Here is a 25,055-nt window from a genome sequence, read left to right as displayed (position 1 = left end):
GGGGGCGCAATCGGTCGTTGGTGCCTCCCCCGGGTGCAGCTACCGGACGCTGGAGCCCAGGATCTTCGACGCGCGTGTGCGGCGGGTCTCCGCCTTCTTCTGCTCCCGGTCGAAGGCGGAGCGCACCCGGTTGGCCTCCCGTGCGGCCAGGTCGATGATCCGGGCCACCGTGGTCGCGTGCCACTTCCCGCCCCGCTTCGAGGGTCACCCCTCGTCGTTGAGGCGCCGGCAGATGGCGCGGGCGCCCAGGCCCATGGAGGCGATGGAGTGGATCGCCGACGGCCGAGCCGACGGCATCCTCGCCCCCAACCTCGACCGCCTCGCCCGCGAGCTCACCGTCCAGGAGGCCGTCGTCGCCTACACCTGGGCGCTCGGGGGCCGGGTGTTCACCGCCGACCACGGAGAGCACCTGGAGGACGACGAGGCCCTTCTCGTCTCCGTCGGCGACGACGTGGACGACCCGGTGGCCGGCCGTCCCGTTCCACCGTCGGCAGTCGCGCTCCTGCGCCGGGAGGCCGTAGCCGTCCAACCCGCTACATGTGGGGCATGCCGTAGTAGCGGGCGAACTGTTCGAGGTAGGTGGGCTCGCCTGCGTGTCGGGTGTCGTCATACTCGGGCGCGTCCTTGATCTCGTCCTTGGTGCGGTTGACGTAGATCTTCTCTTCCGCGGTGTCGATGCGCCCGATGGTGCCGGCGGGGAGCAGAACGTGCTTGCCGAAGATCCAGACTCCCGTGTCGACGACGAGGTAGGAGGCACCCACATCCTCGGAGTGCTTGTCGATCTTTCCAATGTGGCCGTCCGTCGCCTCGACCTTGTAGCCGATCAGGTCAATGCCGGGCTGGTGGCCGACGTCCGCTGCGTATCCCCAAATGCCCGTGTCACTCATCGCTCTCGCCTCGCTGCTCCTCATCGCCCTTCGGGCTGGTCCAGCGCCGCCGTCCCGCCACGTGGCCTCTTCGAGGTACTGGGCGGTCGAGGCGGCTCGCCTCATCGGTGTCAGCTGCGGCCGTGCGTCCCTCGTCACGCTGCGCGGTTCCCTGCACCCTGCGGGGTACGCCTCCAGCACCGCCTTGCTCGTCCATGACGGCCTCCCTGAACTGCCGTAAGCCCTCTATCGCGCCTGCCCGGCAACCCCCGCGTGAAACGGCGGGGACCCCCTCGGGTGCCGGAGCACGGGTGCTCAAATCACGCCAGGTATCAGCGCAGGAGTCGACTCGAATCCCGCCGCGCGCAGCGGCCGCAGGTACCGGCATCGGGATTCCTGTGTGGCGAAACCGGTATCGCAAATCATATAATTTCGGTCATGGAGCCGGTTGAGCCTCGTACCAGCTGGACGTTCGTCACGCAGCACGCCCGGATCCTCGCCATGATCCTGGGCGACCCGGAGATCCGGCTGCGTGACCTGGCCGAGAACTGCCAGCTCACCGAACGGGCGGCGCAGGCCATCGTCACAGATCTGGAGACGGCCGGATACCTGACGCGGGTACGCCACGGCCGCCGAAACCACTACGAGGTCACGCCCGGAACCCTCTTCCGCCACCCGGCCGAGGGCAACCACGAGATCGCCGACCTCCTGAAACTGCTCGTCGACCTCGACCAGCCGGCCGAGGCGACCCCACGCCCTACCGCGGACGGTGACCACCGGAAGCACAGGGAGGGCTGACCCACGAACGTGACGGCCCGGACTCGTCCCACCAGGCCGCCAGACCTTCCATCGAGACAGCGGAGGGACAGGCCATGATCACTCATCCCCGCCGCCCACCCACCCTCGGGGCAGGCATCAGCGACACCTCTCGCCTGCCGGTCGCCGCCGCGGACTTCGAGCCCGGACCCAAACGGGTGCTGGCACGTGTGTGCGGCGAGATCGACCTGGACGACGCCGACGGGCTGGGCCAGGACCTCACCGCGGCCCTGGACTCCAGCATCTGCGGCCTCGACGTCGACCTGTCCGGCGTCACCTTCTGTGACAGCTCAGGTCTCCACATGCTGCTCCGCCTGAACCGACAGGCCGGCCGGAGCGGGAAAACCCTCGTGCTGGCCGCCCTCGGCCCCAGGGTCGCCCGCCTGCTGCGCCTGACCGAGACCGAGCACCTCTTCACCATCCATGCCCGCGCCACATCGTCGCCCCCGGCCGAGGCCGGGCCCACGCCCCCGCCCGGCCAGGGCAAACTCAGATCACCACTCTCGACAGGAGTCCGCAGGTAACGGCGTGCCGCTCCCTGCCCTGCCCAGCCTGGGTGTCCCACGGCAGGGAGCGGCCGGAAGGATGCGCGGGAGGAAGCGTGGATATCCGGCACATGGTCGAGGAGGGCGTACTGCACGTGGCGCTCCTGCATGATCTAGACGTCACCAGCCGGGCGGCGGCCTCGCTGGAGCTCGAGATGCTCCTGTTTACCCATCGCCCGCACCACGTCCGGATTCAGCTGCCCACGTCCGACCCGTCACCGGCGTCCGTCAGCGTCCTCGCCCGTGCCCGCCGCATGTGTGAAGGTCTGGGGATCCCGCTGACCGTCGTCGGCCCTGCCGCGCCACACCCACCACGCAGCCCGGCAGCGGCGTGACCGGCCTCTTCCGTGAGAGAGCGTCATAACCCGCGCCCTATCCGGAAGGACAGCTCGTGGCGTGGATCCCGGGCACGGACTCCCCCGACCGCATGGGACGCGCCATGCACGCCCGTGCCAGACTAGCCGACCCCACCGCCCGGTACGTCGTCCCGTACCAGCGGGCGTACGCCGAGCTTGCCCGCCACGCGCCGTCGACGAGATCGTGCCGCTGCTCCGCGCGGCCGCCGACGCCGCGCTCCTCGGGTTCACCGGCGCCGACCTCGCCGAGTAGGCGGAGGCGATCAGCAGCGGCGCACGGTACGAGCTCCGGGTCCGTGTCACCGAGTAAAGCGCGCTGGTGCGGTCAGCCGCGCTGCCCCTACTTCTCCCCGGCCAGCGTCCAGTAGCCGGGCCGCACCCTGTAGCCGATGGTGAAGTGGTGGCGCATCGAGCGACCTCCCCCAGGGTCAGAACCCGCCGACTGCACTCCCCGCGAAGACGTCCGCGCGTCGGCGTAGCGCTGGGGTCTCCTCGGCGAGCACGTCGCGTTGGTGACGCCCTGGCGCCCTGGGCAACAGCGCTGACGGCCATTGCGGCAGCGATCGGCCTGTTCTTCAGCGCCCTGGTGGCGTCGTCGAGCGTGGATGCAACGCGCCGACAGCTCAATCAGGACCGGCGGCAGCAGGCGGGACGGGTCGCCCACTGGACGGAACCAGCAGGCGAGCTCTCCGAAACGGTCGTCATCGTGAACCGCTCGTTGGATCCAGTAAGCAATGTCGAGATGTTGTTCTACGCGCCAGACGCAGGCATCGACCCGGCAGAGCACGAATGGCTCTCTTTGGGACTGGATTCTTGGACCATGCCGCCCTGCACCCAGCTGATCATCGCCCCGGGCCCCATCGACGCCTTTCTGCTGGGCTACGGAATCGAGCAGGGCGGGGCGCCGATCCGGGCAATCCGGTTCGTCGACAGCGACGGGCGGCCGTGGGAGCGCGACGCAGGAGGGCTCCGCACGGCCGAGTACAGCGAGTCGGGTTCGGCTTCCGCCAGCGGCCTCATTAGGGGGGCGACCCGGCGAGAGCCAGCTGAGCACTGCGACAAATGATCATCCTCGAGGGGTGCGATCACGGGCCGGGTCTGCATAGCCTGGGAGCACGTCCAGGGGGGCCTGGAGGAGCGCAAGAATGCCCCGTCCCCTGTGGTCCGGAGCCCTCTCGTTGGCCTGGTCACTTCTCTGAACTAGGCGGCCGGGGCTGCCAGTGAACTCACGGGGTGGGTGCCCTACCTGACGGCGTTCGCCGCTTGGTGCGCGGAGCAGGGACACACAGCGGTGCCGGCCGCAGCGCGGGCTCCAGCCCGGCTCGCCCTGCCGCTCGCGCTCGGGCGCGGTCGCCGGGATCTACCACACCGGTCGGTTCAAGAAGGTGACCGGGCTCGCCAAGCTGCTTTGGGTGCCGCCCCCGGCCGACCACGGCCCCGGCCAGCCCTGGCGGCCCGGCACCCCGCCGCCGGCTGCGCTCGAGACGGACACCCCGGGCGCGGACATCCGCATCGGGTACGCCCGGTGCAACATGCGACGGCTTCCCGGGCGGGCTCAGCTCGCATCGTCCTTCAAACGGCCGTCAGCGCGGGCCGCGGGTGCCAGATCGATGAAGCCCTGACCTTGGTGACGCTGGAAGCGCAGGAGCCCGAAGCCTTTCCCCTCCAGGTGACCCATCGAGCGCGGGCTGGAACCCGCTGGGCGCCCGTCTTGGCGATGCTCATACGCACTGTTGATCCCGTCGGCATGATGACGCCGTGGAAACGTTGAAGAGTGCGATCATGTCCGAGTTTGGCGCGGGCCTGATAGGTGCGTTGGTGGGCGGGGCCGCCAGCATCATTGGCGCCTGGATGCAGAGCAGGCCCGCCAACAGGGCATCAGGAGAGACCCTGGCCAAGGCATCTGCCTTGTCGGCGTATGAGGCCCTTGATGGGGGGCAAGATCTACCCAACCACGGACACATCCGAGGCCAGAGTTGAGTGGAACCTAGAGCTTCGGGTCCTGGTGATCCGAGCCAAGGGCGCGGCCAACCTCCTTCCCCAGTCACAGGACCGTCGGCGGATCAGGGCGAGGAACGCCATGGATCTGATCAGGGAATGGGATGGCCAGACCCTTTGCACTGACTATTCGGCCGCAACGCACCTCCTCATAGGTGAGGCCATGGAGCAGCTGGGAACCTTCCTTCAAGGAGAGAAGGAGCCCCCGGAGCGCGATATCAGGGCTGTGGTCCGCGAGGAGCTGGAGCGGCTCCACCGCAACAGGCTGATCAACCGTCTTAGGGAGCTTGAACGGGAAGGCGAAGAGCACGGCCTCGATCCCGAAGAGATCGAGGAGGCCAACCAGCTTCAGTCAGAGTTGGGAGTCCAGCACACACGCGAACTGGACTGACACTATTGCTGCCCTGCCCGTCACCGCGATCCTCCCCGGTCGCCGAGGAAGCCCAGAGCGACACGTACGACCGCGCTCGGTTCCGTCATTGGAACAAGGGCCTGAACCTCACCGATGCATATAGCACGAGCTGAGGTCCTGATCTCCGAGGCTGTCGAGGCCCCGGAGGTCGGCGCGAACTGCGCGCTGACCGGAGGCGTGTGGTGGAGCTACTACGACGAGACCGAGGTCCGCTCGGCCTCCGGTCTCGACATTGATCATCTCGTATCTGCGCGTGCGACGGCATGAGCTCGAACTCAAGCAGCTAGGCACGTCAACGGCATGCCGTTGACGCCGTTTTCATGAGGGCATCCAAGGATGTGCGACGATCACGACGTGGCCATACCTGCCCCTCCACCGTCCGATGTACCGTGCTCGCCCATGCGTCCCGCGTCGGCCATGTCCGTGCTGGCGGCGCTGCTGGACCGCGCGCTGGACCAGATGGCGAAGGCTGCGGCAGACATCCGCCTGTTCGACCGGGAAGCCATTCGCGCGGCGTCGGATGTCTGGGACAACAATCTCTTTCCACTGTTCTGGGCCGCAAGCACGTCCGACGCCGATGAACGCGAGCGGCGGGCGACGGCCGTACTGGAGTGGATGGCCAGTCTCGGCGAGCGGCGGCGCGGATGGATGACCGAGCAGGCCGCGATTGCCGGGTACGACATCGAAGCGCTCCTAGCACCGGCCAGGCCGCACACGCCAGGCCGCGACTATCGCGGACATGTCATGGCACCGCAGTACCGGCTTACGCACCAGAACGTGGATGAGCTGGTCCCCGACTACGATCTGGCGACGGCGTCCGTCCGCCGCCTGCAGGTAGAGCGTGCCGGTGCTCGTCTGACCGCTTCTCTCCAGTTGGTCGCTGATCGCAGGTTCGCTGTCGATGAGCCCGCGCCGCCTGCTCTGTTGAACGTGTGGCTGGATGGCGTCACAGACATCGCCTTCGACCTTTCCGACACGCAGGGAGTGATCCTGGACGCTGGAGTGCAGAAGATCGGGATCTCCCTGGGCCCGGGCGGCCGCCTCCGCGCCGCCGGTGGCGAGTATCACCTCGACGACCGCTCATGGCACCTGTCGGCCGCCGGTCGACGCGCGGATGCGGTCGTCCCTCCCCGTACCAGCCGGTCGGGCCGTCTACGTCGGCCACCGGGCGGAGACCTGAGCTCCGACGCGCGCGCTGCCGCCGTCCTTCTGCGCCACTCCATGCTGGAGCTCCGCTCGGTGCGCTACGCCGCCCGCGCGGATCACGTCCCCGTGCTGAAGCTGTGCCGAGCCTTCTCAGGAGCGGGTGAAGCGATCCTGGCCGCTGGGTCACAATACGGCGCCCTCCGCCGTGAGGCGGCCTTCCAGGACGTGATTCGAGCCTGGGCCGGGCAAGGCGGCCCGGACATCACCCGCTGGTTCGCCGCCGTCCTCAGGGAACACGCAGGCCGCCCGGACATCATCGAGACACCCCGGCCCCCTGAACGAACACCTCCCTCCCTCACCGACGGCTCGCCCGTTTCCGGTACGCCTTCGCGGGCAGCGCTCGTCATGGCCGCCTGGACGGCGGCACACACCGATTACCAGACAGAGCGCCCGGCCGCCGCGCAGCTCCAACTCGCTCTGCCGCCCCGCACCGACAAGAGCTCTTCAGAGCCTTGGCGACTGCGCACTGTCGGCTGTACCGAGCCGAATTCCTTCCGCCTACACGCCGACGCGTTCCGGGGGGCCGGCCCGTTCGTCCAGGTAGGGAAGCCCACTTCTGCCTGCAGCCTCGACTTGCACCAGGGTGCCTTGCTCATCGCATCCGGAACCGGCTGGAGTGCGTCCGTGAGCTGACCCTCACCCAGTGCCGCCATCGCTCAATCGGCTTCATGACGGGCCAGGCGCCGACGAACCTGAGCGTGGACCCCGCGGAGGCCGACCCCCTCCAGGTGATCGCGGCCGAGGCCCGGGCGCGATCGTGGCTGCACAAGCTCGTCGGACGCTGACGCGCAGGGAGAGGCCCCGGCCCCAGATCTGTCTGGGGCTCCGGGGCCTCTCCCTGGGGCCATGCTGCTCGGCTTCGAGGATGGACTACCTCGTGCGATCACAGGCCAACGCTGCATAGCCTGGGAGCACGTCCGGGGGGCCTGGAGGAATGCGAATGCCTCGACCTCTATGGGCCGGAGCTATCTCGTTTGGCCTGGTCACGGTACCTATCAAGCTCGAAACCGCGACCGAGAAGCACGACGTCTCCCTACGGCAGGTGCACCTGGAAGACGGCGGCCGGATCCGGTACCGCAAGACGTGCGATATCGACGGCCAGGAGCTCCGCGAGGACGAGATCGGCAAGGGCTACGAGACCAGCAAGGACCACGTCATCCCCATCACCGACGAGGACCTGGCGGACATGCCGCTGCCCACGGCGAAGGCGATCGAAATAGTTGCGTTCATCGACCGCGCGGCTGTCGACACAGTGCAGTACGGCGCCGGCTCGTACTACCTGACCGCCGACGGCGCCGTCGCGGCGAAGCCGTATGTCCTGCTCCGTCAGGCCCTGGCCCGTACCGAGAAGGTCGCCGTGGCGAAGTTCGCCCTCCGTGGCCGCGAGCGCCTCGGCCTGCTCCGCCCTCTCGGCGACGCCCTGCTCCTGTCAGGCCTGCACTGGGGCGACGAGATCCGCTCCCCCGCCGAGCTCGCCCCGCCCGTGACCGCGCTCACCGACGACGAGGTGGAGGGCGCGCTCGCGCTGATGGAGACGATGAGCGTCGACTCGCTCGGCGACCTGGACGTGACCGACCACTACACCGAGGCGCTCCAAGAGGTGATCGCGGCGAAGGCCGAGCACCGGGCGCCGAAGCCCGCCGAGGGCGAGGAGGCGGCGGCCGGACCGGTCGTGGTTGACCTCATGGCCGCGCTGGAGAAGTCCGTCGCCGAGGCCCGCGAGCGCCGCGGCGAGACGGGCAATAAAGGCGAGGCGACCGTGCACGAGATGCCGAAGCCGAAGAAGAAGGCGGCCGCGAAGAAGGCCCTGGCCAAGAAGACCGCGGCCAAGAAGGCGCCCGCCCGGAGGAAGAAGACGGCTTAGGGGAACTCCACCTCCGCCGGCCGCGCGGGCCGGTCGGTGGGCTTGGCGATGCCGAGGCTCCCCCAGGGCGCGCAGACGTCGCACATCTCCAGGTCCGGGTACTCCTCGGCGGCGCCCAGGACGCCCTCCATGTCGAGGAGCTCGCTGACGCACCGAAGGTTGAGCGCGTGCCATCGAAGGTTGAGCGCACGCGCCTCCTGGCGCCGCGCTACACGTGCCGGACGACGTGATAGATCGTCTGGGAGGCGGGTGCCGGGTGCGGGGCGTCGTTCCAGCCGATCTCCTCGGCGCGCTTCTCGATCGCCTTGTGTGCAGCGTGAGCTGCGGCTTCGTCCTCGAAGAAGGCGATGGACAGTCCGTTGCCAGTAGCAGGATCGACGAGGTGATACGCGCCATGGACGCCGGGCACGGCAGCGGCAGCATCCAGGACCCAGTCCCGGTCGTCAGTCGGCATCGGTTCCCACACGGCAACCCTCGCGATCATCGCTGCCTCCTTCTCATTGGGCTGAGCCTCCAGCATGAAGCAACCTTCGGTGACAATGCTCAACCTTCGCTGGCACAGGACACGGTCACCCCACCGGCGCAACGCAGCGCCACGCACACGCTCTCCTGTGACGGGCGGTCGGCTGCCATGCTGAGGCACTCCCAACCCTCGTGCCTTTGGAGAGCAGCCAAGGGCCGCACATGCCCTGGTCCACGAGCTGCTTGCCCAAGGTCACTCACGCCGGGCGATCGCTCGGCACTTGGGCTGGAGTCTCAACACCGTGCTCCGGTACGCGAACGCTGCACGCATCGAACACCGCATATGGCACCCGATTGGTGATCGTTTTCGCGCCATTCGCACGCCAAGCCGCGAGCGGCTGAGCCGAGCCAGACGGCGCCGGCCCCCGGCAGCCCGCATCGGCGCCGGGGCGCCATGAGTGCAGACCAGAACCCGAGACCCGCTGTCCGCTCTCGGGTTCTGGCTCACTTTCCGTGAAGCTTGCACCCTGAGTGACGGTTGCGCTGGGTGCGGCTTGTCGGAGGGCGTTTACGGCGTCTGTCTGCGTACCTGCCGCCGTGCCCAGCGCCGACAGCCACCCTGGCTCGTGGCGGGTCTCCACCCACATGCGATCATGCTGCGCGCCGATGTGGCAAGGAGGGGTGGATGGCGGGCGTTTGGGTGACGGTGTGTCTGCCAGGTGAGGCCGCAGACGATGTTGAAGGGGCGCTGACAAGGGCTCTTGCGCCTTTCTACATAGACACGGATGAGAACCCCGCGGAGCGCGGCATGTGGGACGCGCGGCGTGTTTATGGAGGCAGCGACGGCAGGGGTTTCGCAGTTGCCCCTGGATACTGGGGAGATCCCCGGCTCATCCACGATGATCCTGTGTACAACGGCTCGCCGCTCCCCAGCGTCCCGGGTGTCTGTGCCGGAGGACCGCGTGCCCTGCTCGACTTTTCGCAGCCGGTTCTTGCTTCCGAGCGTGCGGTCGCCGCGTCCTGGGATCTGTGGCACAGCCTGTCGGCCCTCCATCCTCCGGCCATACCGCTCGCGGTGTTCGTTGACCGCTGGTGGAACGACCCTGACGCGTTCCCCGGTGACAGGTGGGGAGACGAGATGCTTGCCGCTTACCGGGGCCAGCCGTTGATCAAGGCCTACCTCGATCACCCCTTCAGCCTGGGCATGGGGTATCTGGGGTTCGTGGGATCTATCGGTCCCGAGGAACACCCTGTAATCGGCTACGTGGGAACACGTGCCGAGTACATCCGTGAGTTCACTGCGTCAGAACCACCGAGCACTGACGTGCTCACAGAGGACGGCTGGTGGTTGGAGGACGGCATCAATGCCATCCACGCCTCCTGTGATCCTGACTCCTGCCCTCACGACTCTCCAAAGCCCCCCGTGTGGCAAGGCAGCGAGGCGTACCTCGCGAACCTTCCTGGCGACACCATCGTCATTCGGCTCCGCTGCCACGCTTGATGTCACTCCCGGTGCACGTTTCACGGAAAGTGAGCCAGCGCCTTCTCCGCGTTCTCGTGAACCGAGCCGCTGTCGGGGCTGGCGGTGGTGAGTACGGCTTGGACGGTGTCGAGCAGCTCGTGGGCCATGGCGCTCTCCCGCAGAGGGAGGCCGGTCACGCCGCTGTCGGACTGCGTGATGGGCGGGGCGTGGCGGGGCCGCCGACGGTCAGCGGGATCGCCAGGCGCTCACACATGCGGCGGGCCCGGGCGAGGACGCTGACGGATGCCGGTGACGGGTCGGACGTGGGCAGCTGGATCCGAACGTGGTGCGGGTGGTGGGTGAACAGGAGCGTCTCGATGTGCAACGCGGCAGCCGCCCGGCTGGGGATGTCCAGGTCATGCAGAAGTGCCACGTGTAGGACGCCTTCCTCGACCACGTGCCGGATGAGCATGTTGCCTCCCTTCCGCCTGACCGCTCCCTGCAGTAGTAGGGGGCTCTGTGTGGGCAGGGCAGGGAGTGGCGTGCGGTTACCTGCGGATTCCTGGTGTGAGGGCCGATCTGAGTTTCCCTTGGCCAGGCGGGGTCGTGGCGTCGGTCTCGCCCGGGGGCGACGGGGGCCGGGTATGGGTGGTGAACAGGTGCTCGGCCCCGGTCAGGCGCAGCAGGCGGGTGACCCGAGGGCTGAGGGCGGTCAGCACGAGGGATTTCCCGGCCCGGTTGGCCCGTCGGTTCAGGCAGAGCAGCATGTCCAGACCTGAGCTGTCACAGAAGGTGACACCGGACAGGTCGACGTCGAGGCCGCGCGGGCCAGCCGCCCCGACCGCCCAGAATCCCAGCCGGACCCTGCCACCGGACGACGGTGCTGGACCAGCCCGAAGGCCCGCGAGGAGAAACGAGGCGAGAGCGATGCCTGACACGAACATCTGGAGGTACGCACCCGGCATCGGGCACCAGCCGGGCATCGACCTCATCGGCTACAAGGTCGAAGCGACGGACGGACACATCGGAAAGATCGACAAGCACTCCGAAGACGTGGCCGCCTCCTACCTCGTCGTCGACACCGGAGCTTGGATCTTCGGCAAGCACGTACTGCTCCCCGCCGGCACCATCCGCCGCATCGACACCACCGAGGAAAAGGTCTACGTCAACCGGACCAAGGACGAAATCAAGAACGCGCCCGAGTACGACGACACCCGACACGCAGGCGAGCCCACCTACCTCGAACAATTCGCCCGCTACTACGGCATGCCCCACATGTAACGGAACACGGCCCACTGGCTTTGTCGGTGACTCTCGTGAACAAAGCCACCGCGCTCGACTACGCCCATCGCGCCTTCGGGCGCAAAAGGGAGTCAGCGCCCTATGCCCCGCCTCGCACTGCCGCCCGCGGTCATCACCCAGGACTCGGAATCGCTGCACCAGCACCGCCGGCTCGCGATCCTCCGCCGGGTCCTCAATGACGACTCCTTGCTCCTGCGGGCCCGGGTCGCCGCCGCGCTCGTTCTCCTCTACACGCAACCCGCGGCTCGAACACCATCACCCCGCTCAAACCGCTGCCCCAGGGCACCGTCATGGGCCAGCGCAAGGCCCTGTCCAAGAGCGACATCCAGGCCGTCGCTGCCATGTACCGGTAACGACGAGCTACCCGGACACAGCCGGCAGGCGGCGGCTCGTCACCTGCTGGCCAGCATGTACGCCCCCCGTGGCCGCCACATCGAGGGGCGGCCACATCGTGGCAGCGCGCGCATTTTCCGAGGAGCTGGGGCGGGCACATCTGCGGCGGGAGGCTCACCGGCTGGGCGGTGGTGGTCATGGCGCGCTTCCTCGGGGTCGGGCGGACAGGCGCCAATGGGGCTGAGGGCAGAACTCGCGTTCCCCTCGGCCAGGCGCGGCACGACTGGCATCCACATTCGAACAGGTGCTCTAATTGATGTATGAGGTTCCACCCATTCCCTGACGACCTCGTCACCGCCCAGCGATCCTGGACCGCGGCCTACGAGGAACTCGCCCAACCCGGCACCACCCGCACGACAACGCTGCGGCGCCGCCTGCTGCGCCTGTCGACGCAGGTGTACTTCCACCCCTACTGGGCGCATCCGCGCCCTGCGGCGGAGCGGGCGGAGCTGCGGGACCTGGTGCGCGCCGACCGTGCGAGGGAGGTTCGGGCGGCATGACCGGGACGAGCGTCATCTGGCACGTTCGGTGCAGGCCGGACACCTCCCCGGAGGACTACCTCAACGTCCTCGACCTCCTCGCGCGGTTCACGCCGCAGGTGCAACCGCTCCCGCCGCTCGCGGCGCTCGCGCAGGTGAACGGCTCGTTGCGGCTGTTCGGTGTGGATGCGGGCGAGCTCGCGACCCGGTTTAGGGTGCAGGCGGTCGTCCAGTGCGCGGAGTCGAGGACCGTCCGGGACAGGTCGACCAGACCATAGCCGTCCAGGAGCTCGAGCACCTTCTGGTGTAGCCGGCCCCAGACCCCGGCGCGGGACCAGATCAGGAACCGGCGGTGCACGGTCGACTTCGACGCCCCGAAGCACGGTGGCAGGGCCCGCCATGAGCATCCGCTGACAAGCACGTAGATGATCGCGGCCAAAACCGCCTCATCATCGATGTTCGCCACCCCACCGCCTTGCGACCGCACGCGAGCAGGAGGCAGCAACGGCTCCGCTATCTCCCACAGTCCGTCCGGAACAATCCGTTCCCAACGTCCACTCCCCATGACCAGCCCAACGGACAACTGACCATGTAGGACACGGTCTTAAACGGCTTGTTCTCCCGTGGCAGGGTGCATTTCGACGAGGCGGTGTTTTCCAGCGGCACAGTGAACTTCAGCGCCGCGATAGGTTCGGCTCCCCCAGGGCTTCTAATGGCCGTCGGCACTCCTCCTCCTGCAGAGGTCGTGCTTCCCTCCGCTTGTCTGCCCGTTCCATAGCCCCTGCACGGGCTGGCCACCCTGACCCGGGCGGGACGGCTGCCGCCGGAGGACACCGAGCGGAGGGTGGAACTGCTGGTGGACCGGCTCGCCATCGTCTGACGCGGCCTCGGTCCGCCACACCGCCCCGGAAGCCGCGGCGCTCATTGATCACGACCCGAGTAGCGGCGGACCGTCGTGCCCCGCGTCACCGCGGAGCACGGAGGTGACGCGTACGCGGCGGGCGTCAACACGCCGTAGCGCGCCTCGGCTCCCCCGGGGTCAGGCCTCCGTCTCGGGAGTCCGGTCGGCGCGGGCCAGCCGTTCTCTGAGCGCCGCGTTCTCGGCTTCCAGGAGACCGATGCGCTTGCGGGCGAAGTACAGCTCCATCACTGCGTCCTGGAATTCGGACACGAGCTGTTCAGGGGTGAGTTCCACGAGTATCTCCGGGCTCGGGGTCAGGCCGACGCGATGACGGTCACGGTGCCGGAGGGGCCGCGCCACTTGAGGGCACCGCCGTCGGCGAAGAGGACGCCGCCGTTCGTCGGGTCGGAGGTCGGGACCGCGGTGGCGTTACGGATGCCGATCACGCCGTCACCCCCACCGTACGACTCCCCACCTGTCACGCCGAACATGGCGTTGTGGGCGGCCAGCGCGCCGCTGTTGAGCACCCGCAGCTTCGCGACGCCCGCACGGTCGCGGAACTCGACCAGACGGCTGGCCGAGTCCGCGTTGGCCTGCATCAGCAGCCCGATCAACGAGTCCCGCTGGGCGATCTCCACCCGGCCGCGCGGGGTGGCGCCGATCGCGACGCCGATGCCCACCGTTCCGGACCCCTTCACCACGAAGTCGTCCACGCCGTTGTTCCGCAACGTGATGAGGTTGCCCTTCGTGGGGCCGGTGGTGTGGGTGAGGAAGATGCCCTGCGCGGCCGTGCCTCCCGCGCCCGGAGCGACCCCTTCCGTCTCCAGGTAGACGGAGATCGCTGCCGCTCCCCCGTCCGAGGCGTCGGCATGGCCCCGGTGGGTGATCTTGAGCGTGCCATGGGATTTCTCCGTGCCGGACAGGTACATCGCCGAGTCGCCCGGGTTGTCGGAGACAACGTTCAGCGCGACGCCGTCCCCGACCACACCGGCCTGGTGCGCGGTCACGGCGTGCAGCTTCACCGTGCCCGTCGTGGAGACCGTCCGGAACGAGGAGGTCGTACCGTCATAGGTCTTGAAGCTCCGGGCCCGCACCTCGCCCGGGTAGGTCACGTCCCCCTCCGCCTGTCCCGCCTGCTCGGCGGCCGAGGCGGTGCCCGACCCTGTCGCCACGGTCACGGCCCCCGCCGTGAACGCCCCCAGGAACAGCCTGCGCGTACTGGTCACTTCGACTCCTCGCCCCTCCCCGATGCAACAGGACGGCACGGTACGTGGTCGCGGCGACCGGCACCAGGTCCCGAAGGCACGGTGCCCGGCCGCCAATCCGCCCCGTCACGCTGCCGGTCCAGGCGGTCGGCGCCACTCGCCCGCCCCGCCGATCGCCGTCAGAAACAGGGTCAGGGCCGACGTCCCGGAGGATCACCGTGGACGGCGCGGCGACTGTCAGGCGGCCGGCGGCCACGGTTCTTGCGGTGCCGGTCGAAAGTACGGCCTGGAGGACCACCAGGTCCGCCGCCACCCCGACCGGCACCACCACATCGCCCACTCAGATCGAAGGCCGTTGCAGCACCAGCGGCGCGTATCAGGGCTGCCTCCAGCCGGACGATGTCTTTGGCGTCCTTGGGCCGCCGAGGCCGGGAGCGGTCCCAGACCGGCACATCATCCGCTTGATCTCTAGGGGCAGCGTCTATCAGCCGGTTTGGGCGGCAGTGCTGGCGGAACGCCGACTCCACACCTGGACATCAAGGAGACCTGGCTCCGCCTGGACGACCACCACAAGGCCCTGAAGATGCTCGCGGCCGCCGACCGGGTGCACCCGGCGGCCACCGCCGACGAGGCCCCTGCGCACCCTGCGCCGCTACGACGCGGGCGGATCGCCGGCGGCCGGTTCCTGGAGATCCCGGCCGACGCGACGGAAGCCTTCGACCACGCCCTCACTGAGGCCTTCGCGGACCCGGCGGTCTCGTTGGTGCACGTACGCGCCGTGAAATACGGCTGCTTCTTCTTCAAGGTGCGGCGGCCGGTGTAACGGGGAGGGACCGACTGTCGGACCGTGGCTCTTCCGCTGCCGCTTGCCCGAGTGCTCTGACAGCCCCTCCTCATCAACCGATCATGACAGTGATGCCGTTGGCCCCTAGCTGCTGGTTCACCTGCTGCGACACCTGTGCGGCGTTCTGCAAATGCTGGGGCTGGTACAGGTGGTGGGCGCGAATGGTGATGCGGAAGCGGTGGTTGCCATTCTGGCCGAACCGACCCTGGGCCAGCCGCGTGAGTCGCTCCGCGCAGCCTTCTCCCTGGATTTTGGTGCTGGTCCCGAACGTGGTCGAACAGGGGCTTGCCGACAGGTTGATGTGGAGGTGGTGCGCGATCTGATTCTGATGGACGTCGATACCCGCCTGCTCCAGCGCGTTCAGATGGCCGGTCAGGGCATTCAGAATGGGTGTGCCGGCGCCGGCAGCGGCGATCGCGGGGTTGATCGCCATGAATCCGATCGCCGTGTCGATCGCGTCGATCATCTGGTCCTCGGCGTGATCCTGCGTCACCTGACCGAAGTCGTTCGCGCTCGTCCAGGACCCGATGTCCACGCCGTTGAGGGTAGCGTTCAGGAAGACGGTGAAACCGGGGTGGCCGAGGGCCGGCTCGCCGGGTGTGAAGTACGTCATCCGCTGGACGGCTCTGTCGGACGTGGAAGTGGCCTGCTGGTCCCGTTCGGGGGCAGCGGCGCGGGAGACCGTGGTCGGGGTCGGGCCGCTCATGACGCGGGCGGCGTTGGCCTCGGCTTCGCGTTCGTAGCGGTCGGAGGGGTCGGAGACTTTCAGGCCGCTTCCGTTGTCGGTGCCGTCGACGGGGCCCTGGCGTTGCTGGATGACGTGGGTGAGCTCGTGGGCGAGGGTGTGCTTGTCGGCGCCACCTTGGCCGATGACGACGTGGTTGCCGGAGGTGTAGGCGCGGGCGCCGACCTCGGCGGCGGAGGCCCGGGCAGCGGAGTCGTCGTGGACGCGGACGTCGGAGAAGTCGGCGTCGAGCCGGGACTCCATATCGGTGCGGGTGGCGTCGTCGAGGGGACGTCCGGAGGCGCGCAGCACATCGTGGACGGCGGAACGCTGTACCGCGGGCTGTTGCTGGTGGCCGCAGCCGGCCGTGTGCTGGTGCTGTTCCTGGGCCCAGGGGTGAGCCGCCTGGCGCAGGAGCTGAACCAGCACACTGTTCCCGGCGGTGCGTTGAATGTGGAAGGGGTCGGACGCGGGGAGAGGGGCTCGCGCCGCCGTCTGCTGGTACTCGGAGTCCGGAGACCGGTTGGCTTCACGAGCCATGGAGAGGGCGCCTTTCCGTGGGGACAATCGGGTTCCACACCACGACAGCGCTTCGATCAGGCCGCGGGAAGGCCTCGGCGGACAGGAAGGAGGGCAGCGATCGCTGCCCGAGCGGCCCGGGCCCGCCGCGACTGCCGGGCGGCCAGACGGCCCTGTGGGCCCGCAGTGCCGCCTAGTGCGGCAGGCGATGAGCTCGTAACCCCATCAGGGGGTGTGAGGTGGTCGCTGCAGCCGAAAGTGGCGGCACAGGCCCGTCGAACTGCCTCCCTGGGGCATCGCACCGGACCCAACGGGGATCTCACCGGCGCCACCTTCCGCACCCCGTACTACCACCACCACGAACAACCCGAGCACTACCAGCAGTTCAACCGCGACCACGCCCACCTCAGAGCGCCCGGCGAACGCGCCTTCGCGCAGCTGAAGTCCTGGCGACTGCTCCGCCGAGCGCGATGCTCCACCCGCCGCATCGGCACCATCGTCCAAGCCGTCCACACACTGCTGACCTGCAACTATGCAGGATAAAACAGGCTCACTAAGGATCTTCAGAGTGGTCACCGATCGGGTGATAGCCAAGGGCGGATAGCAGACGAGGCCTTCGGGCAGTGGTTTGAGATGTCTGACGTCTCAACCGCTGTGACCGGAGGCCTCGTTGATCCCCTATCCTGCCGCACTCGACCTGCCGCATGCGCTCGTGGAGTGGGTCACGATGCTGATCGTCACCCGCGAGGGTGACCGCCGGTGCAAGCTGCGTCCCTCGCAACGCGCCATCATCACCCTGGTCTACCTGCGCGAGCACACCACCTACGCAAAGCTCGCCGCAGGCTTCCGGATCAGCGAAGGCACCGCCCACGCCTACGTACAGAGCGTGATCAAACTCCTTGCTTCGAGAGCACCGTCCCTGACCCGGGCCCTTCGCCGAGCATGTCCCGAGTACGTCCTGGTGGACGGCACCATCGCCGAGTGCGACCGGGTCGGCGACCACGAACAGGACTACTCGGGCAAGGCCCGACGGCACGGCGTGAACATCCAGGCCGTCACCGAACCCGCGGGCGGCCCGATCTGGTACTCACCCGCACTGCCCGATCGCACGGTCGACATCACCGCAGCCCGCACCCACCGCATCGTCACCATCTGTGAACGACTGCGGATCCCCGTCCTCACCGACAAGGCCCTCCTCTCTCGACCCGCCGCCTGGCTCCCTCTCTTCCAGGAGCACACGCCGCATCTGCTGCTCCTACGGCAACGCGATCCGCGCCAACATCTTCAACGACGAGGTGTGGAAACCCGCCCTCGCGAAGGCCGACGTGATCCCCGTGCGGGAGAAGGGCCAGCGTTGGAAGGCCTTCCGCAAGGACGGCTTCCACGTACTCCGGCACACCTACGCCTCCGTGATCCTCGAGGCGGGTGAATCCGTCGTCTCCCTCGCCCGATGGCTCGGCCACTCCAGCCCGACCATCACCCTCGACCACTACGCCCACTTCATGCCCGAGGCCGGTGGCAAGGGCCGCGCGGCAGTCGATGCGTTGCTCGGCGCGTGGTGCCATTTGCCATCCAATCGAGTCGTATGACGGTGCATCTAGTCGTACGTGAGCACGCTCCTGATCGAAGGGACACAACCTGCGACGGATCGTTTAAGACGACGCGCCCTTCCGGAAACTCAGGTGATCTGTGTCCGGGGTCGTCGGGTCGCGGACGAAGGGAGAGATCGCCGCAGCGGTCAGCGGGGAGGACAAATACGCTCCGAAGGTGTGGAAGTCGATACGGCCCATCGGAGTGTCGGCATGCTGGTCAACGGGGAAACGGTCGCCGAGCCGACGCGGAACCGCCACCAGGTCACCTGTGTCGGCGAGGTTCACCCAGTAGCGGACTCCGGCGGGCCGCGAACCCCGATCGGCGGTTGGCGTGGGCACCAAGTGATCGAAGATTCCGCCTGGCAGGCCGAGAGGAGAGCCCAAGGTCACGAAGCAGTCCACGGTCAGCTCTGGGTGAGCGTGGAGAGCCTCGTACGTGACGACCGAGCCGAGGGAATGGGCCAGCACTACGCGGGGGCGCACCTGTCGGATCGCCTCGGCCACAGCGGATCGGGCTGCATCCCTTACCTGCGGAACATGGAGGTAGCGGCGAACCTCGCCCGCCAGCTGGACGGCAAGCCGAATGACCGTCCCGACGGGGATGTTGCGGCGTTGGGAAACCCAGGACAGGACCTGCCGCAGCGGAGCAGTAACCAATCCCTGCCGTTCCCGGAGGGTGGGTGAACCGAGGGCCAGCGCCCAGGCGATGACGACGGACTCTTCTCGTTCGTCGAGAGCAGGTATGTCCAGTACGGCGGCCTGCCGCTCCGCGGCGTGGGTGTGGTGAGCGTAGTACGCGGCGTGCAGGGCAGGGAGCAGGTGGCCGTTCAGTCCAGCAGCCGAGAACCCATGCTGCAGCTTGAGCCGCCACTGCCCTGCTAGTTCGATGGCCGCCTGTTCCGGCGAGCGGCCGCTCAGGTGGTTGCCGATGCCGTGCACTGCGACGATCGTCACTGCTCTGGTCCTTCCTCCAAGTAACAATGAACGGAGTACGCCGGGAAGCGCCACGGGCCGCCGGTCGTCACGCCGGCGACCCTGCTGATCTCGTACCAGTGTGCCTCCAGCCGCATGACCTCGAATCCGTGGGGTGTGAGTACGTCGACGAGAACATCGTGTAGCTCGGCCGTCGTTGCAGTGATGGGGCGGGCGTACACCAGACCGTGGGAAGGCGGCAGGCCTCCCTCCCATTCCTCGAGGGTGTGCAATTCCCATCCGTCTGCATGGGCATCTCCACATAGCAGTTCGCCCGGCAGCCAAGCCAGGACATGGGTGGCGTGGACGGTCGGCTGCGTCGGTCGGATTGCCGACGCCGCTGCGGAACAGACCCACCCGAGGGCCGTGACATGGCCAGCCTTGGTGCCTACCAGCACACCGCTTTCGTAGGGGACGAGCGTGTGCACCCGACCCGGCACCGGGGCCGGATGTCCAAGTAGATCGCCGGATTCGGCATCCCATGCCTGGACCTCCTCCTCGCCGACAGCGGCCACGAGTACCGGCCTGCCGTTCACTTGGCTGACCGTCATCACCTGCGGGTCGGCGACGGGGGCGGAACCCACGAGCGAGGCCGTTACGAGGTCCCAGACCCGTACCTCATCGCCGTCCGAGGATTGCTCTGCAGCGAACAGGCGCCCGCCTTGCATTGTGATCGCTCCGATCCGGTCCAGCGTGATCGATTGCCGCAGGGTGCGGTCAGCCAGGGACCAGAGACGTACTGTGCGTTCGTTGTGGACGCTGATCAGGAGAGACTCGCCGCCGACGTCGCCCGCGACCAGTTCTGTGACCGGCCCCTCCGCGTCGGCGAGGACGTGGGGGAGAGAGACTCCTTGCTCGTGTCCCATACATGGATGCTGCCGTCGGCACCGCCAACCACGGCCCATACCGAATCGCCGTGCGCCACAGCGGCCAATGAGGTGGCCGGGGCGGGGAGGCGGACCGTCGATTCGAGGACATCCTCACGGACATTCCAGGTGTCGAGCTCGGACTCCGTGGTCACAGTGACGACGTAGGACGCGTTGCCAGCTGTCACGGTGGCGGCGTGGCTGAGCTCGCCCAAGTCGCCCAGCTCGTGATCCTGGGTGCCGGCGCTCAGGTCCCAAGCCTTGACCTCACCGGACGCGAGTTCGACGCTGAGGGCGAGCTCCGAGCCGCCGAGCCGGATGGTGCCGAGCACTGTGGCGTGGTGCCAGTGGTCTTGGCCATGGCCGAACGGAGGGCAAACGTCGAGGTCCCACACCCGCATGTTCCCGTCGCGATGGGCGGTCAGCGCGAGCTGAAAGCGGTCGACACGACGGATGTCCGCGAGCGTCAACCCGCGGTCTTCGGCTCCGGTGACCACGTGGACGGTCTCGCCGTTCCCCCGTGCCGCATACATGCCGGAGTGGTAGGCGATGAGGGAGAACAGCGGGGTGCGTGCGTTGGTGGGCCGGATCCGCACTTCCTGGAGCGGTCCCTCCGATGAGATGCTGACGGGCCACTCGTCCAGGTGTCTCAGCACCTTCGGCCCGTGACCTTGAGGTGCGGCGGGCGCACAGCGAAAGCTGAGGGAGCCGTCTGCGGACTCCACACCGAGCAGCGAAGCAATGGCGGCGTCCCCGGCTTCGACGGTGTCGAAGATCGTGCCGAAGGACTCGTCTAGCAGGCCGACCAGGCCGATCTCTCCACTGACCCGACCGACTGCAAGCACTGCCTGGTCGCCGGTGCCGACGACCGCCAAGGCGGAGACCCTCTCGCCGTCGAGGCGTGCGTCGGCGACGTGCGAACCCGTCGTGAGGTCGTACAGCTGGAGCACGTTCTGGTCAGTGACCGAGACAATGACCGCCTGCTCGTCCAGATCCACGATCGCCATCTGGGTGATGGTGCCCTCGCCTGTCCGAGGAATCGAGAAGTACCGGAACGCGACGTCGGGGCTCGGCGTGATGTCCCATGCCTGGAGGGAGCCGTCGGTACCGGCGAACACGGCGAGGAGCCGTCGTTCGACAGATCCCAGGGCCAGGGCTGACACCGTGGCGCCCAACTCGTCCTCGCCGATGACGGAGAGCAGGGACTCCTCGGGTAGCCCTGTGCTCCAGCGGGTACGGAGCACGGTCCGTTCGTCGCGGAGACGGCGTGCCAGCCCCACAGCCCGGTAGGTCGCCAGGTACTGGCGAAGCTTGGCACGGCGAGTCTCCAGCGGCAGGCGCCGGCCAAAGAGGTCGCCGGTATCGAAGCGACCGAACGCCGTTCGGTACGCGACCCCCGCCCGCCGCGCCGCCGGGGTCCTCGTCCGGTGAACGGCCTCCCAGATGTTGCTGTGGTCGGCGCGGACTAGGTACTCCGGGTCCAGGAACAAGTGGTCGACCGCGGATCCGTCTGGCGCAGCGACGGCATGCTCCATCAAGTGTCGCAGGAGATAGGGTGCGGCGAGGTCCCACCGAGGCCCCTCAGCGGCCCACCGTCCGGGGACGGCCGACAATAGCTCGTGAAAGAGCATGTCGGCGAGCCCTTCGAATTCAGCCCCGGCGTCACGGAAGTGCTCAGTGACCGTCTCGTGGAAGAACCGGTAGAGCTGACGTCCGTCCGAGTCGATGCTCGTCCGCAGATAGAAGCGGGCGGTCGCTAGCTTCTCGTGGGCCTCGCCCGGGGTTAGCGGGCGAAGCTCCTGACCCGCGGCCATGGCGGCAGCGGTGGCCGCTGCGACCACAAGTTCCAGCGGCATACCCTGACCTCGCGCTTGTGCCAGCCCCACCATCAAGTGCCGCATCCACGGGTCGCCGTCCAGGGTGGTCCGCAGGTGCAGTTCGAGTAGGTGCGGCAGGCTCTGCGGCAGTCGGGCGACTGCCTCGGCGGGATTCAGGGGTACACCGGTCCGCAGGAAGTCGGCGAAGAGTGCTGCGACGAGGAAGGTGCTGCGATCGGGGCTATGAGCGATGGCGGTAGCGACCGCATGGGCTACGGACTCACGAAGGGCCTGGTCGCTGTAACCGGGTGCGCTATACAGGATGTCGGCGATGTAGGTCGTGAGGTCGGCCGCGAGGTCCTCGACACCGGAGGAGGTGTCCAGGTCGAGCACCTTCCCGTGGGCACCGGGCACTTCCCAGCCCCGGTGGTCGTCCGCCTGCGGCGGGCGCATCCCCACGAGCGCCCGGAAGGCGGGGCGGCCGTCAGGGCGCAGCGTGCTCAGGAGCTTGGGTAGCAGATCGCTGACGATACGGCCGCTTTCTAGGGCTTCGTCGATGGCATCGAGGATGAGTACCACCGGTTCCGGAAGGTCTCGAGCGATACGTCTGAGCTCGTCCAGCGCTTGCTCACTACTAGCGAAGGCAGGCTTCGAGTCCTCGGGAGTCAGTTGAACAATGATCGAAGCGACTACCTCGTCCCTGCTCCGGTGCCGGGCATGGACTGCGACAAGGGTCGGGTACCGACGCTCCGGTCGGTATTGAGCAGGAATGCGACCGACCAGCATGGTGCTTAGCTCGGCGAGCTGGTTGTGCGACAGGAAGACTGTCACCCCCAGCAGCGCCGACTTTCCGGACCCAGGGCTTCCGGTGACCAGCAACAGGGGTTCGTCGCTCGCCAACCAGGAGCGAATCCGGGTCAGCTCACGGGTCCGCCCAGTGAAAAGGCAGCCCGTAATCGCAGAGGCGTCGTCCAGGCGGCCGGACGCTCGGGTGAGGAAGTGCACGGGGTCAAGACCGGGGTCGAACTCCGCCGCCAGCTCCCGAACTGCCAGCCGGAGCCGGCTCCGAAGCCGCTGCCAGCCGTCTGTGCTGAACGCCGGGTTGGCGAAGAACTCCGGTACAGGCAACGAGGCGGCTCGGCGTGGAGAGTGCACCACGGTCTGCGGATACCCCTCGCCGAGGCGGACCAGCTCGCGCGCGATCTCGTCGGCCACTGCTTCCACCGGCACGTGGGCCATGGCCGGAGAGATATCCCAGTGCCCCAAGCGGAGCCGCTCCAGTGCCTGTGCTGTGGCCTTGGTGAAGCGTGCGTCGAAGGCGCTCTCGCCCGCCGTGCAGGCCGCAATCACCCAAGTCTTTCGGTCGCCCTCGGAAACGTCGTGGAACAACTGATAGTCCGTCGCGGCCCCTGCACCGCAGACATCGAGCAGGAACAGGACGGGAGACTGGTCGGAGCCATGCTCGACCTCATTCAGCCATCGGCCGACATCGATCGCCGAAGCCGGAAGGTCAGTCGGACGACTATCGTGCACGGGCAGGTACAAGACCCTGCCACGAACGATCCCGTGACCGGCAAAGTGAACGATCCGCGGCAGGCCTCCCGAATCGTGCCGCAACTGCCGCCAGCGCTCCTCGACGCTGATCCGGTCCGCATTGATCACCGGGTCACAGACGTGCAGCCCGTCGAAACGTGAGAGCACCGCACCGAGTTCACGTACTTGCGGTTCAACCGACGGCAGCGGAGACAACCCCTCCGAGGTGGGGCTCCACTCGCCGTCGGCCGCGTTCTCAAAGGTCCCAACTCCGAGCAGAAGTGCCCGAACCATTATCCCCCCCGTGCCTGTTCGATTCTGTCTCCAGGCTATCGGGGTCGAGGCTGCTCACCCCCCACGACTGGATTCACTCCTTGACTAACGACTGTCTGGATGTGTGTCCACGCACGGTCGTAGGACGGCGGGCAGTTTCCACCTCGCAGCTGAGATCTTGTGCCTACGGCAGTCGCCTGCGCCCGGGTCTGCTTCAGGCGCGCTGTGACCTCACCCTGGTCCGGTTGGTCCTCGATCGCCATCCGCCAGCCAGCTGAGCCTAGACCCACCGATGCCTTCATCAGTCGGTAGCAGTGAGGAGTCGCGCCGCATGCTCGGGGTCGAGATCCCATTGCAGGGTGATGGCCGTCACGCCGTCCAGCTGTAGGTAGTCCTCTGTTGGATGGTCAGCCACTCCTTGAGCGATGGCGCTGGCGAGGTTGGGCACGCCAGATTCTCTGAGGGATGGGTCCTCAGAGGTCTCGCTCTCAACCCGACGAGCGAGGGTGTCGAGGAGGTCGAGGACCACTTCGATGCCCGGATCCCCTTGGCGGAGTCTCGTGATCACGCGACGTGCCTGCTGTCGACGAGAGCCGACTTTTCAAGGAGGATCCCATCAGCATGGACCGATGACGCTGAGGAGCCCTGTGATCACGCAAGGGGTACAGGTCAAAGGGCCGGTGTGATGCCTGCGGAGGCGTGACGACCTGTGATGTCGGCCAGTTCTTCGACCACGGCATGCTCTGCTGGGGCACCGAAGGACGATGCGCGGACTGCCCGAATGCGTGGTGCGAGCAAGACAGTGGACCCGTCACACCCGAGAACATTCGACAAGCTCTGCTACAAGCGCATGGGGCGGCGCGGCTTCGCCTGTCCGAAGACGTGCCGAACTTCGTTCCCGTGCTGCAGGCCCTCCGGGACGCACGGGAGCTTTCCCTTGGCGAAGCACGAACGCAGGCCAAGCAACTCGCCGAAAACGGTCTCGCCGGCACGCTCGTCGAGATGGAGGTCCTGGCGATTCGGCTTCGGGGACGGGCCGTCGAGGTGATCGTTGCGCCAGCTGAGTGATCTCATCCGGACGGCACCTGATCCGGCTTGACAACGGCATTGAGAAGTCTTTCGCACGCGATAGCCGTGGGGCGAGGGCAGGTGGACTTGTCCCTGGTCAGCGTGGACTCGACGGTGGCCCGCGCGCATCACGATGCCGCGGGCATGCGGGTCAGCGAGGAGGTCCTGTCCTCCTTGGAGGAAGAGGCCGAAGCGTCAAAGGGGGCCGCGGAAAGGAACGAAAGCCTCAGGTCGCAGGCGATCCGGAGGCGCCGGACCCGGACCGGGAGGAACGGCGGCGCGTCCGGCGGCGACGCCGGGCCCGGTTGAAGGCCGCTCTGCGGGCGGTCGCGCGGTGGCCTGACCAGCAAGGTCCATCTCGCCTCTGATCCACGCTGCCGCCCGCTCGCTTTCGTCCTGACCGAGGGGCAGGCTGCCGACAGCCCCCGGTTCGTCCCGGTCCTGGACAAGATCAAGGTCCGTGCCCGATCGGACGTCCGCGCAATCGGCCCGACGCAATTGCCGGCGACAAGACATCCCACGCGGATAAGAGTCAAGCCGCCGCCGCTCTGAGCTCTGCTGAGGACTGCTGGAAGGCGGC

At 67.8% G+C, this 25,055-nt stretch carries 30 protein-coding genes and 5 pseudogenes; 20 read left to right on the top strand and 15 right to left on the bottom strand.

Annotated elements, in window-relative coordinates; all coding sequences use genetic code 11:
- Positions 1-39 precede the first annotated feature (39 nt).
- Positions 40-168 (bottom strand): hypothetical protein, encoded by a 129-nt coding sequence (locus tag SGA01_RS42480; RefSeq protein ID WP_255325366.1) that lies wholly within the window; start codon positions 166-168, stop codon positions 40-42.
- A 365-nt stretch (positions 169-533) separates the two neighbouring features.
- Positions 534-887: a PRC-barrel domain-containing protein gene (locus SGA01_RS38305; RefSeq protein ID WP_141302791.1), complete on the bottom strand. Its 354-nt coding sequence runs from the start codon at positions 885-887 to the stop codon at positions 534-536.
- Positions 888-1,304: 417 nt separating this feature from the next.
- On the opposite strand from SGA01_RS38305, the gene SGA01_RS38300 reads away from it, so the two are divergent.
- From SGA01_RS38300 to ku, 8 genes are all read left to right on the top strand, one after another.
- Positions 1,305-1,664: a helix-turn-helix transcriptional regulator gene (locus SGA01_RS38300; RefSeq protein ID WP_141302790.1), complete on the top strand. Its 360-nt coding sequence runs from the start codon at positions 1,305-1,307 to the stop codon at positions 1,662-1,664.
- A 74-nt stretch (positions 1,665-1,738) separates the two neighbouring features.
- On the top strand, positions 1,739-2,206 hold the full coding sequence (locus SGA01_RS38295; RefSeq protein ID WP_141302789.1) for an STAS domain-containing protein: 468 nt from the start codon (positions 1,739-1,741) through the stop codon (positions 2,204-2,206).
- A gap of 77 nt (positions 2,207-2,283) precedes the next feature.
- On the top strand, positions 2,284-2,562 hold the full coding sequence (locus SGA01_RS38290; RefSeq protein WP_141302788.1) for a hypothetical protein: 279 nt from the start codon (positions 2,284-2,286) through the stop codon (positions 2,560-2,562).
- A gap of 607 nt (positions 2,563-3,169) precedes the next feature.
- Positions 3,170-3,649, top strand: coding sequence for a hypothetical protein (locus tag SGA01_RS38280; RefSeq protein ID WP_141302787.1), 480 nt, complete (start codon positions 3,170-3,172; stop codon positions 3,647-3,649).
- A gap of 864 nt (positions 3,650-4,513) precedes the next feature.
- Complete coding sequence (locus SGA01_RS38270; protein ID WP_141302786.1) at positions 4,514-4,972, top strand: hypothetical protein; 459 nt, start codon at positions 4,514-4,516, stop codon at positions 4,970-4,972.
- Between the two features lie 114 nt (positions 4,973-5,086).
- The gene (locus tag SGA01_RS42730; protein WP_167534282.1) at positions 5,087-5,260 is read left to right on the top strand and encodes a hypothetical protein; all 174 of its coding nucleotides are present in this window, start codon (positions 5,087-5,089) and stop codon (positions 5,258-5,260) included.
- Positions 5,261-5,392: 132 nt separating this feature from the next.
- A complete protein-coding gene (locus tag SGA01_RS38265; RefSeq protein ID WP_141302785.1) occupies positions 5,393-6,832 on the top strand; it encodes a hypothetical protein in 1,440 nt (479 codons plus the stop codon).
- Positions 6,833-7,139: 307 nt separating this feature from the next.
- A complete protein-coding gene (gene ku / locus SGA01_RS38260; RefSeq protein ID WP_141302784.1) occupies positions 7,140-8,063 on the top strand; it encodes a non-homologous end joining protein Ku in 924 nt (307 codons plus the stop codon).
- On the opposite strand, the gene SGA01_RS42470 is transcribed toward ku, so the two are convergent.
- Positions 8,060-8,194: a hypothetical protein gene (locus SGA01_RS42470; RefSeq protein ID WP_255325365.1), complete on the bottom strand. Its 135-nt coding sequence runs from the start codon at positions 8,192-8,194 to the stop codon at positions 8,060-8,062. The two genes, ku and SGA01_RS42470, sit on opposite strands and share 4 nt — an antisense overlap.
- 77 nt (positions 8,195-8,271) lie before the next feature.
- Positions 8,272-8,583 carry a hypothetical protein gene (locus SGA01_RS38255; protein ID WP_229918576.1) on the bottom strand — a complete coding sequence of 104 codons (312 nt, stop codon included), beginning with the start codon at positions 8,581-8,583 and terminating at the stop codon, positions 8,272-8,274.
- A gap of 169 nt (positions 8,584-8,752) precedes the next feature.
- On the opposite strand from SGA01_RS38255, the gene SGA01_RS42465 reads away from it, so the two are divergent.
- Positions 8,753-8,983 (top strand): helix-turn-helix domain-containing protein, encoded by a 231-nt coding sequence (locus SGA01_RS42465; protein WP_255325367.1) that lies wholly within the window; start codon positions 8,753-8,755, stop codon positions 8,981-8,983.
- A 227-nt stretch (positions 8,984-9,210) separates the two neighbouring features.
- Positions 9,211-10,026: a hypothetical protein gene (locus SGA01_RS38245; protein WP_141302783.1), complete on the top strand. Its 816-nt coding sequence runs from the start codon at positions 9,211-9,213 to the stop codon at positions 10,024-10,026.
- Between the two features lie 20 nt (positions 10,027-10,046).
- Here SGA01_RS38245 and SGA01_RS41345 read toward each other — a convergent pair whose 3' ends face one another.
- The 3 genes from SGA01_RS41345 to SGA01_RS43030 form a co-directional block, all read right to left on the bottom strand.
- Positions 10,047-10,184 carry a hypothetical protein gene (locus tag SGA01_RS41345; protein ID WP_167534281.1) on the bottom strand — a complete coding sequence of 46 codons (138 nt, stop codon included), beginning with the start codon at positions 10,182-10,184 and terminating at the stop codon, positions 10,047-10,049.
- Positions 10,181-10,420, bottom strand: coding sequence for a hypothetical protein (locus SGA01_RS38240; RefSeq protein ID WP_229918577.1), 240 nt, complete (start codon positions 10,418-10,420; stop codon positions 10,181-10,183). Before SGA01_RS38240 ends, SGA01_RS41345 begins: the two co-directional genes overlap by 4 nt.
- Positions 10,421-10,535: 115 nt before the next feature.
- Positions 10,536-10,931, bottom strand: coding sequence for an STAS domain-containing protein (locus SGA01_RS43030; RefSeq protein WP_371866308.1), 396 nt, complete (start codon positions 10,929-10,931; stop codon positions 10,536-10,538).
- Between SGA01_RS43030 and SGA01_RS38230 the strand changes: the two genes are divergently transcribed.
- From SGA01_RS38230 to SGA01_RS41340, 3 genes are all read left to right on the top strand, one after another.
- Positions 10,915-11,268, top strand: coding sequence for a PRC-barrel domain-containing protein (locus SGA01_RS38230; protein ID WP_141302780.1), 354 nt, complete (start codon positions 10,915-10,917; stop codon positions 11,266-11,268). The two genes, SGA01_RS43030 and SGA01_RS38230, sit on opposite strands and share 17 nt — an antisense overlap.
- Positions 11,269-11,942: 674 nt before the next feature.
- Complete coding sequence (locus SGA01_RS38225; protein ID WP_141302779.1) at positions 11,943-12,182, top strand: DUF8825 domain-containing protein; 240 nt, start codon at positions 11,943-11,945, stop codon at positions 12,180-12,182.
- The gene (locus tag SGA01_RS41340) at positions 12,179-12,439 is read left to right on the top strand and encodes a hypothetical protein (protein ID WP_167534278.1); all 261 of its coding nucleotides are present in this window, start codon (positions 12,179-12,181) and stop codon (positions 12,437-12,439) included. The genes SGA01_RS38225 and SGA01_RS41340 overlap by 4 nt, the downstream gene beginning before the upstream one ends.
- Here SGA01_RS41340 and SGA01_RS38220 read toward each other — a convergent pair.
- Positions 12,394-12,726 (bottom strand): annotated as a pseudogene (locus SGA01_RS38220) (transposase); the annotation flags it as partial. The gene SGA01_RS41340 and the pseudogene SGA01_RS38220 sit on opposite strands and share 46 nt — an antisense overlap.
- A 216-nt stretch (positions 12,727-12,942) precedes the next feature.
- Here SGA01_RS38220 and SGA01_RS42460 point away from each other — a divergent pair.
- Positions 12,943-13,041: pseudogene (locus SGA01_RS42460) on the top strand (TetR-like C-terminal domain-containing protein); the annotation flags it as partial.
- A 159-nt stretch (positions 13,042-13,200) separates the two neighbouring features.
- On the opposite strand, the gene SGA01_RS41335 reads toward SGA01_RS42460, so the two are convergent.
- Positions 13,201-13,356, bottom strand: coding sequence for a hypothetical protein (locus tag SGA01_RS41335; protein WP_167534279.1), 156 nt, complete (start codon positions 13,354-13,356; stop codon positions 13,201-13,203).
- 20 nt (positions 13,357-13,376) lie between these two features.
- Positions 13,377-14,288 carry a hyaluronoglucosaminidase gene (locus tag SGA01_RS38210; RefSeq protein WP_141302778.1) on the bottom strand — a complete coding sequence of 304 codons (912 nt, stop codon included), beginning with the start codon at positions 14,286-14,288 and terminating at the stop codon, positions 13,377-13,379.
- A gap of 472 nt (positions 14,289-14,760) precedes the next feature.
- Between SGA01_RS38210 and SGA01_RS43025 the strand changes: the two genes are divergently transcribed.
- On the top strand, positions 14,761-15,090 hold the full coding sequence (locus SGA01_RS43025; protein ID WP_371866306.1) for a DUF1203 domain-containing protein: 330 nt from the start codon (positions 14,761-14,763) through the stop codon (positions 15,088-15,090).
- 73 nt (positions 15,091-15,163) lie between these two features.
- On the opposite strand, the gene SGA01_RS38200 is transcribed toward SGA01_RS43025, so the two are convergent.
- Positions 15,164-16,375 carry an eCIS core domain-containing protein gene (locus SGA01_RS38200; protein ID WP_141302777.1) on the bottom strand — a complete coding sequence of 404 codons (1,212 nt, stop codon included), beginning with the start codon at positions 16,373-16,375 and terminating at the stop codon, positions 15,164-15,166.
- 303 nt (positions 16,376-16,678) lie between these two features.
- On the opposite strand from SGA01_RS38200, the pseudogene SGA01_RS38195 reads away from it, so the two are divergent.
- The 3 genes and pseudogenes from SGA01_RS38195 to SGA01_RS42455 all read left to right on the top strand — a co-directional run.
- Positions 16,679-16,897, top strand: a pseudogene (locus SGA01_RS38195) (transposase family protein); the annotation flags it as partial.
- Positions 16,898-17,024: 127 nt separating this feature from the next.
- Positions 17,025-17,546: pseudogene (locus SGA01_RS38190) on the top strand (transposase family protein); the annotation flags it as partial.
- A gap of 217 nt (positions 17,547-17,763) precedes the next feature.
- A complete protein-coding gene (locus SGA01_RS42455) occupies positions 17,764-17,943 on the top strand; it encodes an integrase (protein ID WP_167534277.1) in 180 nt (59 codons plus the stop codon).
- Between the two features lie 63 nt (positions 17,944-18,006).
- Here the strand turns inward: SGA01_RS42455 and SGA01_RS38180 are convergent, their stop codons facing one another.
- The 4 genes from SGA01_RS38180 to SGA01_RS38165 form a co-directional block, all read right to left on the bottom strand.
- Positions 18,007-18,900, bottom strand: coding sequence for a serine peptidase (locus SGA01_RS38180; RefSeq protein WP_174867682.1), 894 nt, complete (start codon positions 18,898-18,900; stop codon positions 18,007-18,009).
- Complete coding sequence (locus SGA01_RS38175) at positions 18,897-19,784, bottom strand: WD40 repeat domain-containing protein (protein WP_141302776.1); 888 nt, start codon at positions 19,782-19,784, stop codon at positions 18,897-18,899. Before SGA01_RS38175 ends, SGA01_RS38180 begins: the two co-directional genes overlap by 4 nt.
- The gene (locus SGA01_RS38170) at positions 19,682-23,428 is read right to left on the bottom strand and encodes an NACHT and WD repeat domain-containing protein (protein ID WP_141302775.1); all 3,747 of its coding nucleotides are present in this window, start codon (positions 23,426-23,428) and stop codon (positions 19,682-19,684) included. The genes SGA01_RS38175 and SGA01_RS38170 overlap by 103 nt, the downstream gene beginning before the upstream one ends.
- 280 nt (positions 23,429-23,708) lie before the next feature.
- On the bottom strand, positions 23,709-23,975 hold the full coding sequence (locus SGA01_RS38165) for a hypothetical protein (RefSeq protein ID WP_141302774.1): 267 nt from the start codon (positions 23,973-23,975) through the stop codon (positions 23,709-23,711).
- A gap of 131 nt (positions 23,976-24,106) precedes the next feature.
- Here SGA01_RS38165 and SGA01_RS38160 point away from each other — a divergent pair, with 131 nt between their 5' ends.
- Both SGA01_RS38160 and SGA01_RS43020 read left to right on the top strand, forming a co-directional pair.
- The gene (locus SGA01_RS38160; RefSeq protein WP_141302773.1) at positions 24,107-24,475 is read left to right on the top strand and encodes a hypothetical protein; all 369 of its coding nucleotides are present in this window, start codon (positions 24,107-24,109) and stop codon (positions 24,473-24,475) included.
- A gap of 21 nt (positions 24,476-24,496) precedes the next feature.
- A pseudogene (locus SGA01_RS43020) lies at positions 24,497-24,987 on the top strand (transposase family protein); the annotation flags it as partial.
- Between the last annotated feature and the right edge of the window lie 68 nt (positions 24,988-25,055).

It is taken from the genome of Streptomyces gardneri (genome assembly GCF_006539185.1).
Classification (GTDB): Bacteria; Actinomycetota; Actinomycetes; order Streptomycetales; family Streptomycetaceae; genus Streptomyces; species Streptomyces gardneri.
Note: the sequence above shows the minus strand (reverse complement) of the source record. Positions and strands in the feature narration are given on the sequence as shown.

Bases quoted from the DNA above. Each gene is read 5' to 3' on its own strand.
- SGA01_RS38305 (WP_141302791.1), bottom strand. From the start codon at position 887: ATGAGTGACACGGGCATTTGGGGATACGCAGCGGACGTCGGCCACCAG.
- SGA01_RS38300 (WP_141302790.1), top strand. From the start codon at position 1,305: ATGGAGCCGGTTGAGCCTCGTACCAGCTGGACGTTCGTCACGCAGCAC.
- SGA01_RS38295 (WP_141302789.1), top strand. From the start codon at position 1,739: ATGATCACTCATCCCCGCCGCCCACCCACCCTCGGGGCAGGCATCAGC.
- SGA01_RS38270 (WP_141302786.1), top strand. From the start codon at position 4,514: ATGGGGGGCAAGATCTACCCAACCACGGACACATCCGAGGCCAGAGTT.
- SGA01_RS42730 (WP_167534282.1), top strand. From the start codon at position 5,087: ATGCATATAGCACGAGCTGAGGTCCTGATCTCCGAGGCTGTCGAGGCC.
- SGA01_RS38265 (WP_141302785.1), top strand. From the start codon at position 5,393: ATGCGTCCCGCGTCGGCCATGTCCGTGCTGGCGGCGCTGCTGGACCGC.
- ku (WP_141302784.1), top strand. From the start codon at position 7,140: ATGCCTCGACCTCTATGGGCCGGAGCTATCTCGTTTGGCCTGGTCACG.
- SGA01_RS42470 (WP_255325365.1), bottom strand. From the start codon at position 8,194: ATGGAGGGCGTCCTGGGCGCCGCCGAGGAGTACCCGGACCTGGAGATG.
- SGA01_RS38255 (WP_229918576.1), bottom strand. From the start codon at position 8,583: ATGCTGGAGGCTCAGCCCAATGAGAAGGAGGCAGCGATGATCGCGAGG.
- SGA01_RS38245 (WP_141302783.1), top strand. From the start codon at position 9,211: ATGGCGGGCGTTTGGGTGACGGTGTGTCTGCCAGGTGAGGCCGCAGAC.
- SGA01_RS38230 (WP_141302780.1), top strand. From the start codon at position 10,915: ATGCCTGACACGAACATCTGGAGGTACGCACCCGGCATCGGGCACCAG.
- SGA01_RS43030 (WP_371866308.1), bottom strand. From the start codon at position 10,931: ATGTTCGTGTCAGGCATCGCTCTCGCCTCGTTTCTCCTCGCGGGCCTT.
- SGA01_RS38225 (WP_141302779.1), top strand. From the start codon at position 11,943: ATGAGGTTCCACCCATTCCCTGACGACCTCGTCACCGCCCAGCGATCC.
- SGA01_RS41340 (WP_167534278.1), top strand. From the start codon at position 12,179: ATGACCGGGACGAGCGTCATCTGGCACGTTCGGTGCAGGCCGGACACC.
- SGA01_RS38200 (WP_141302777.1), bottom strand. From the start codon at position 16,375: ATGGCTCGTGAAGCCAACCGGTCTCCGGACTCCGAGTACCAGCAGACG.
- SGA01_RS38175 (WP_141302776.1), bottom strand. From the start codon at position 19,784: ATGGGACACGAGCAAGGAGTCTCTCTCCCCCACGTCCTCGCCGACGCG.
- SGA01_RS38170 (WP_141302775.1), bottom strand. From the start codon at position 23,428: ATGGTTCGGGCACTTCTGCTCGGAGTTGGGACCTTTGAGAACGCGGCC.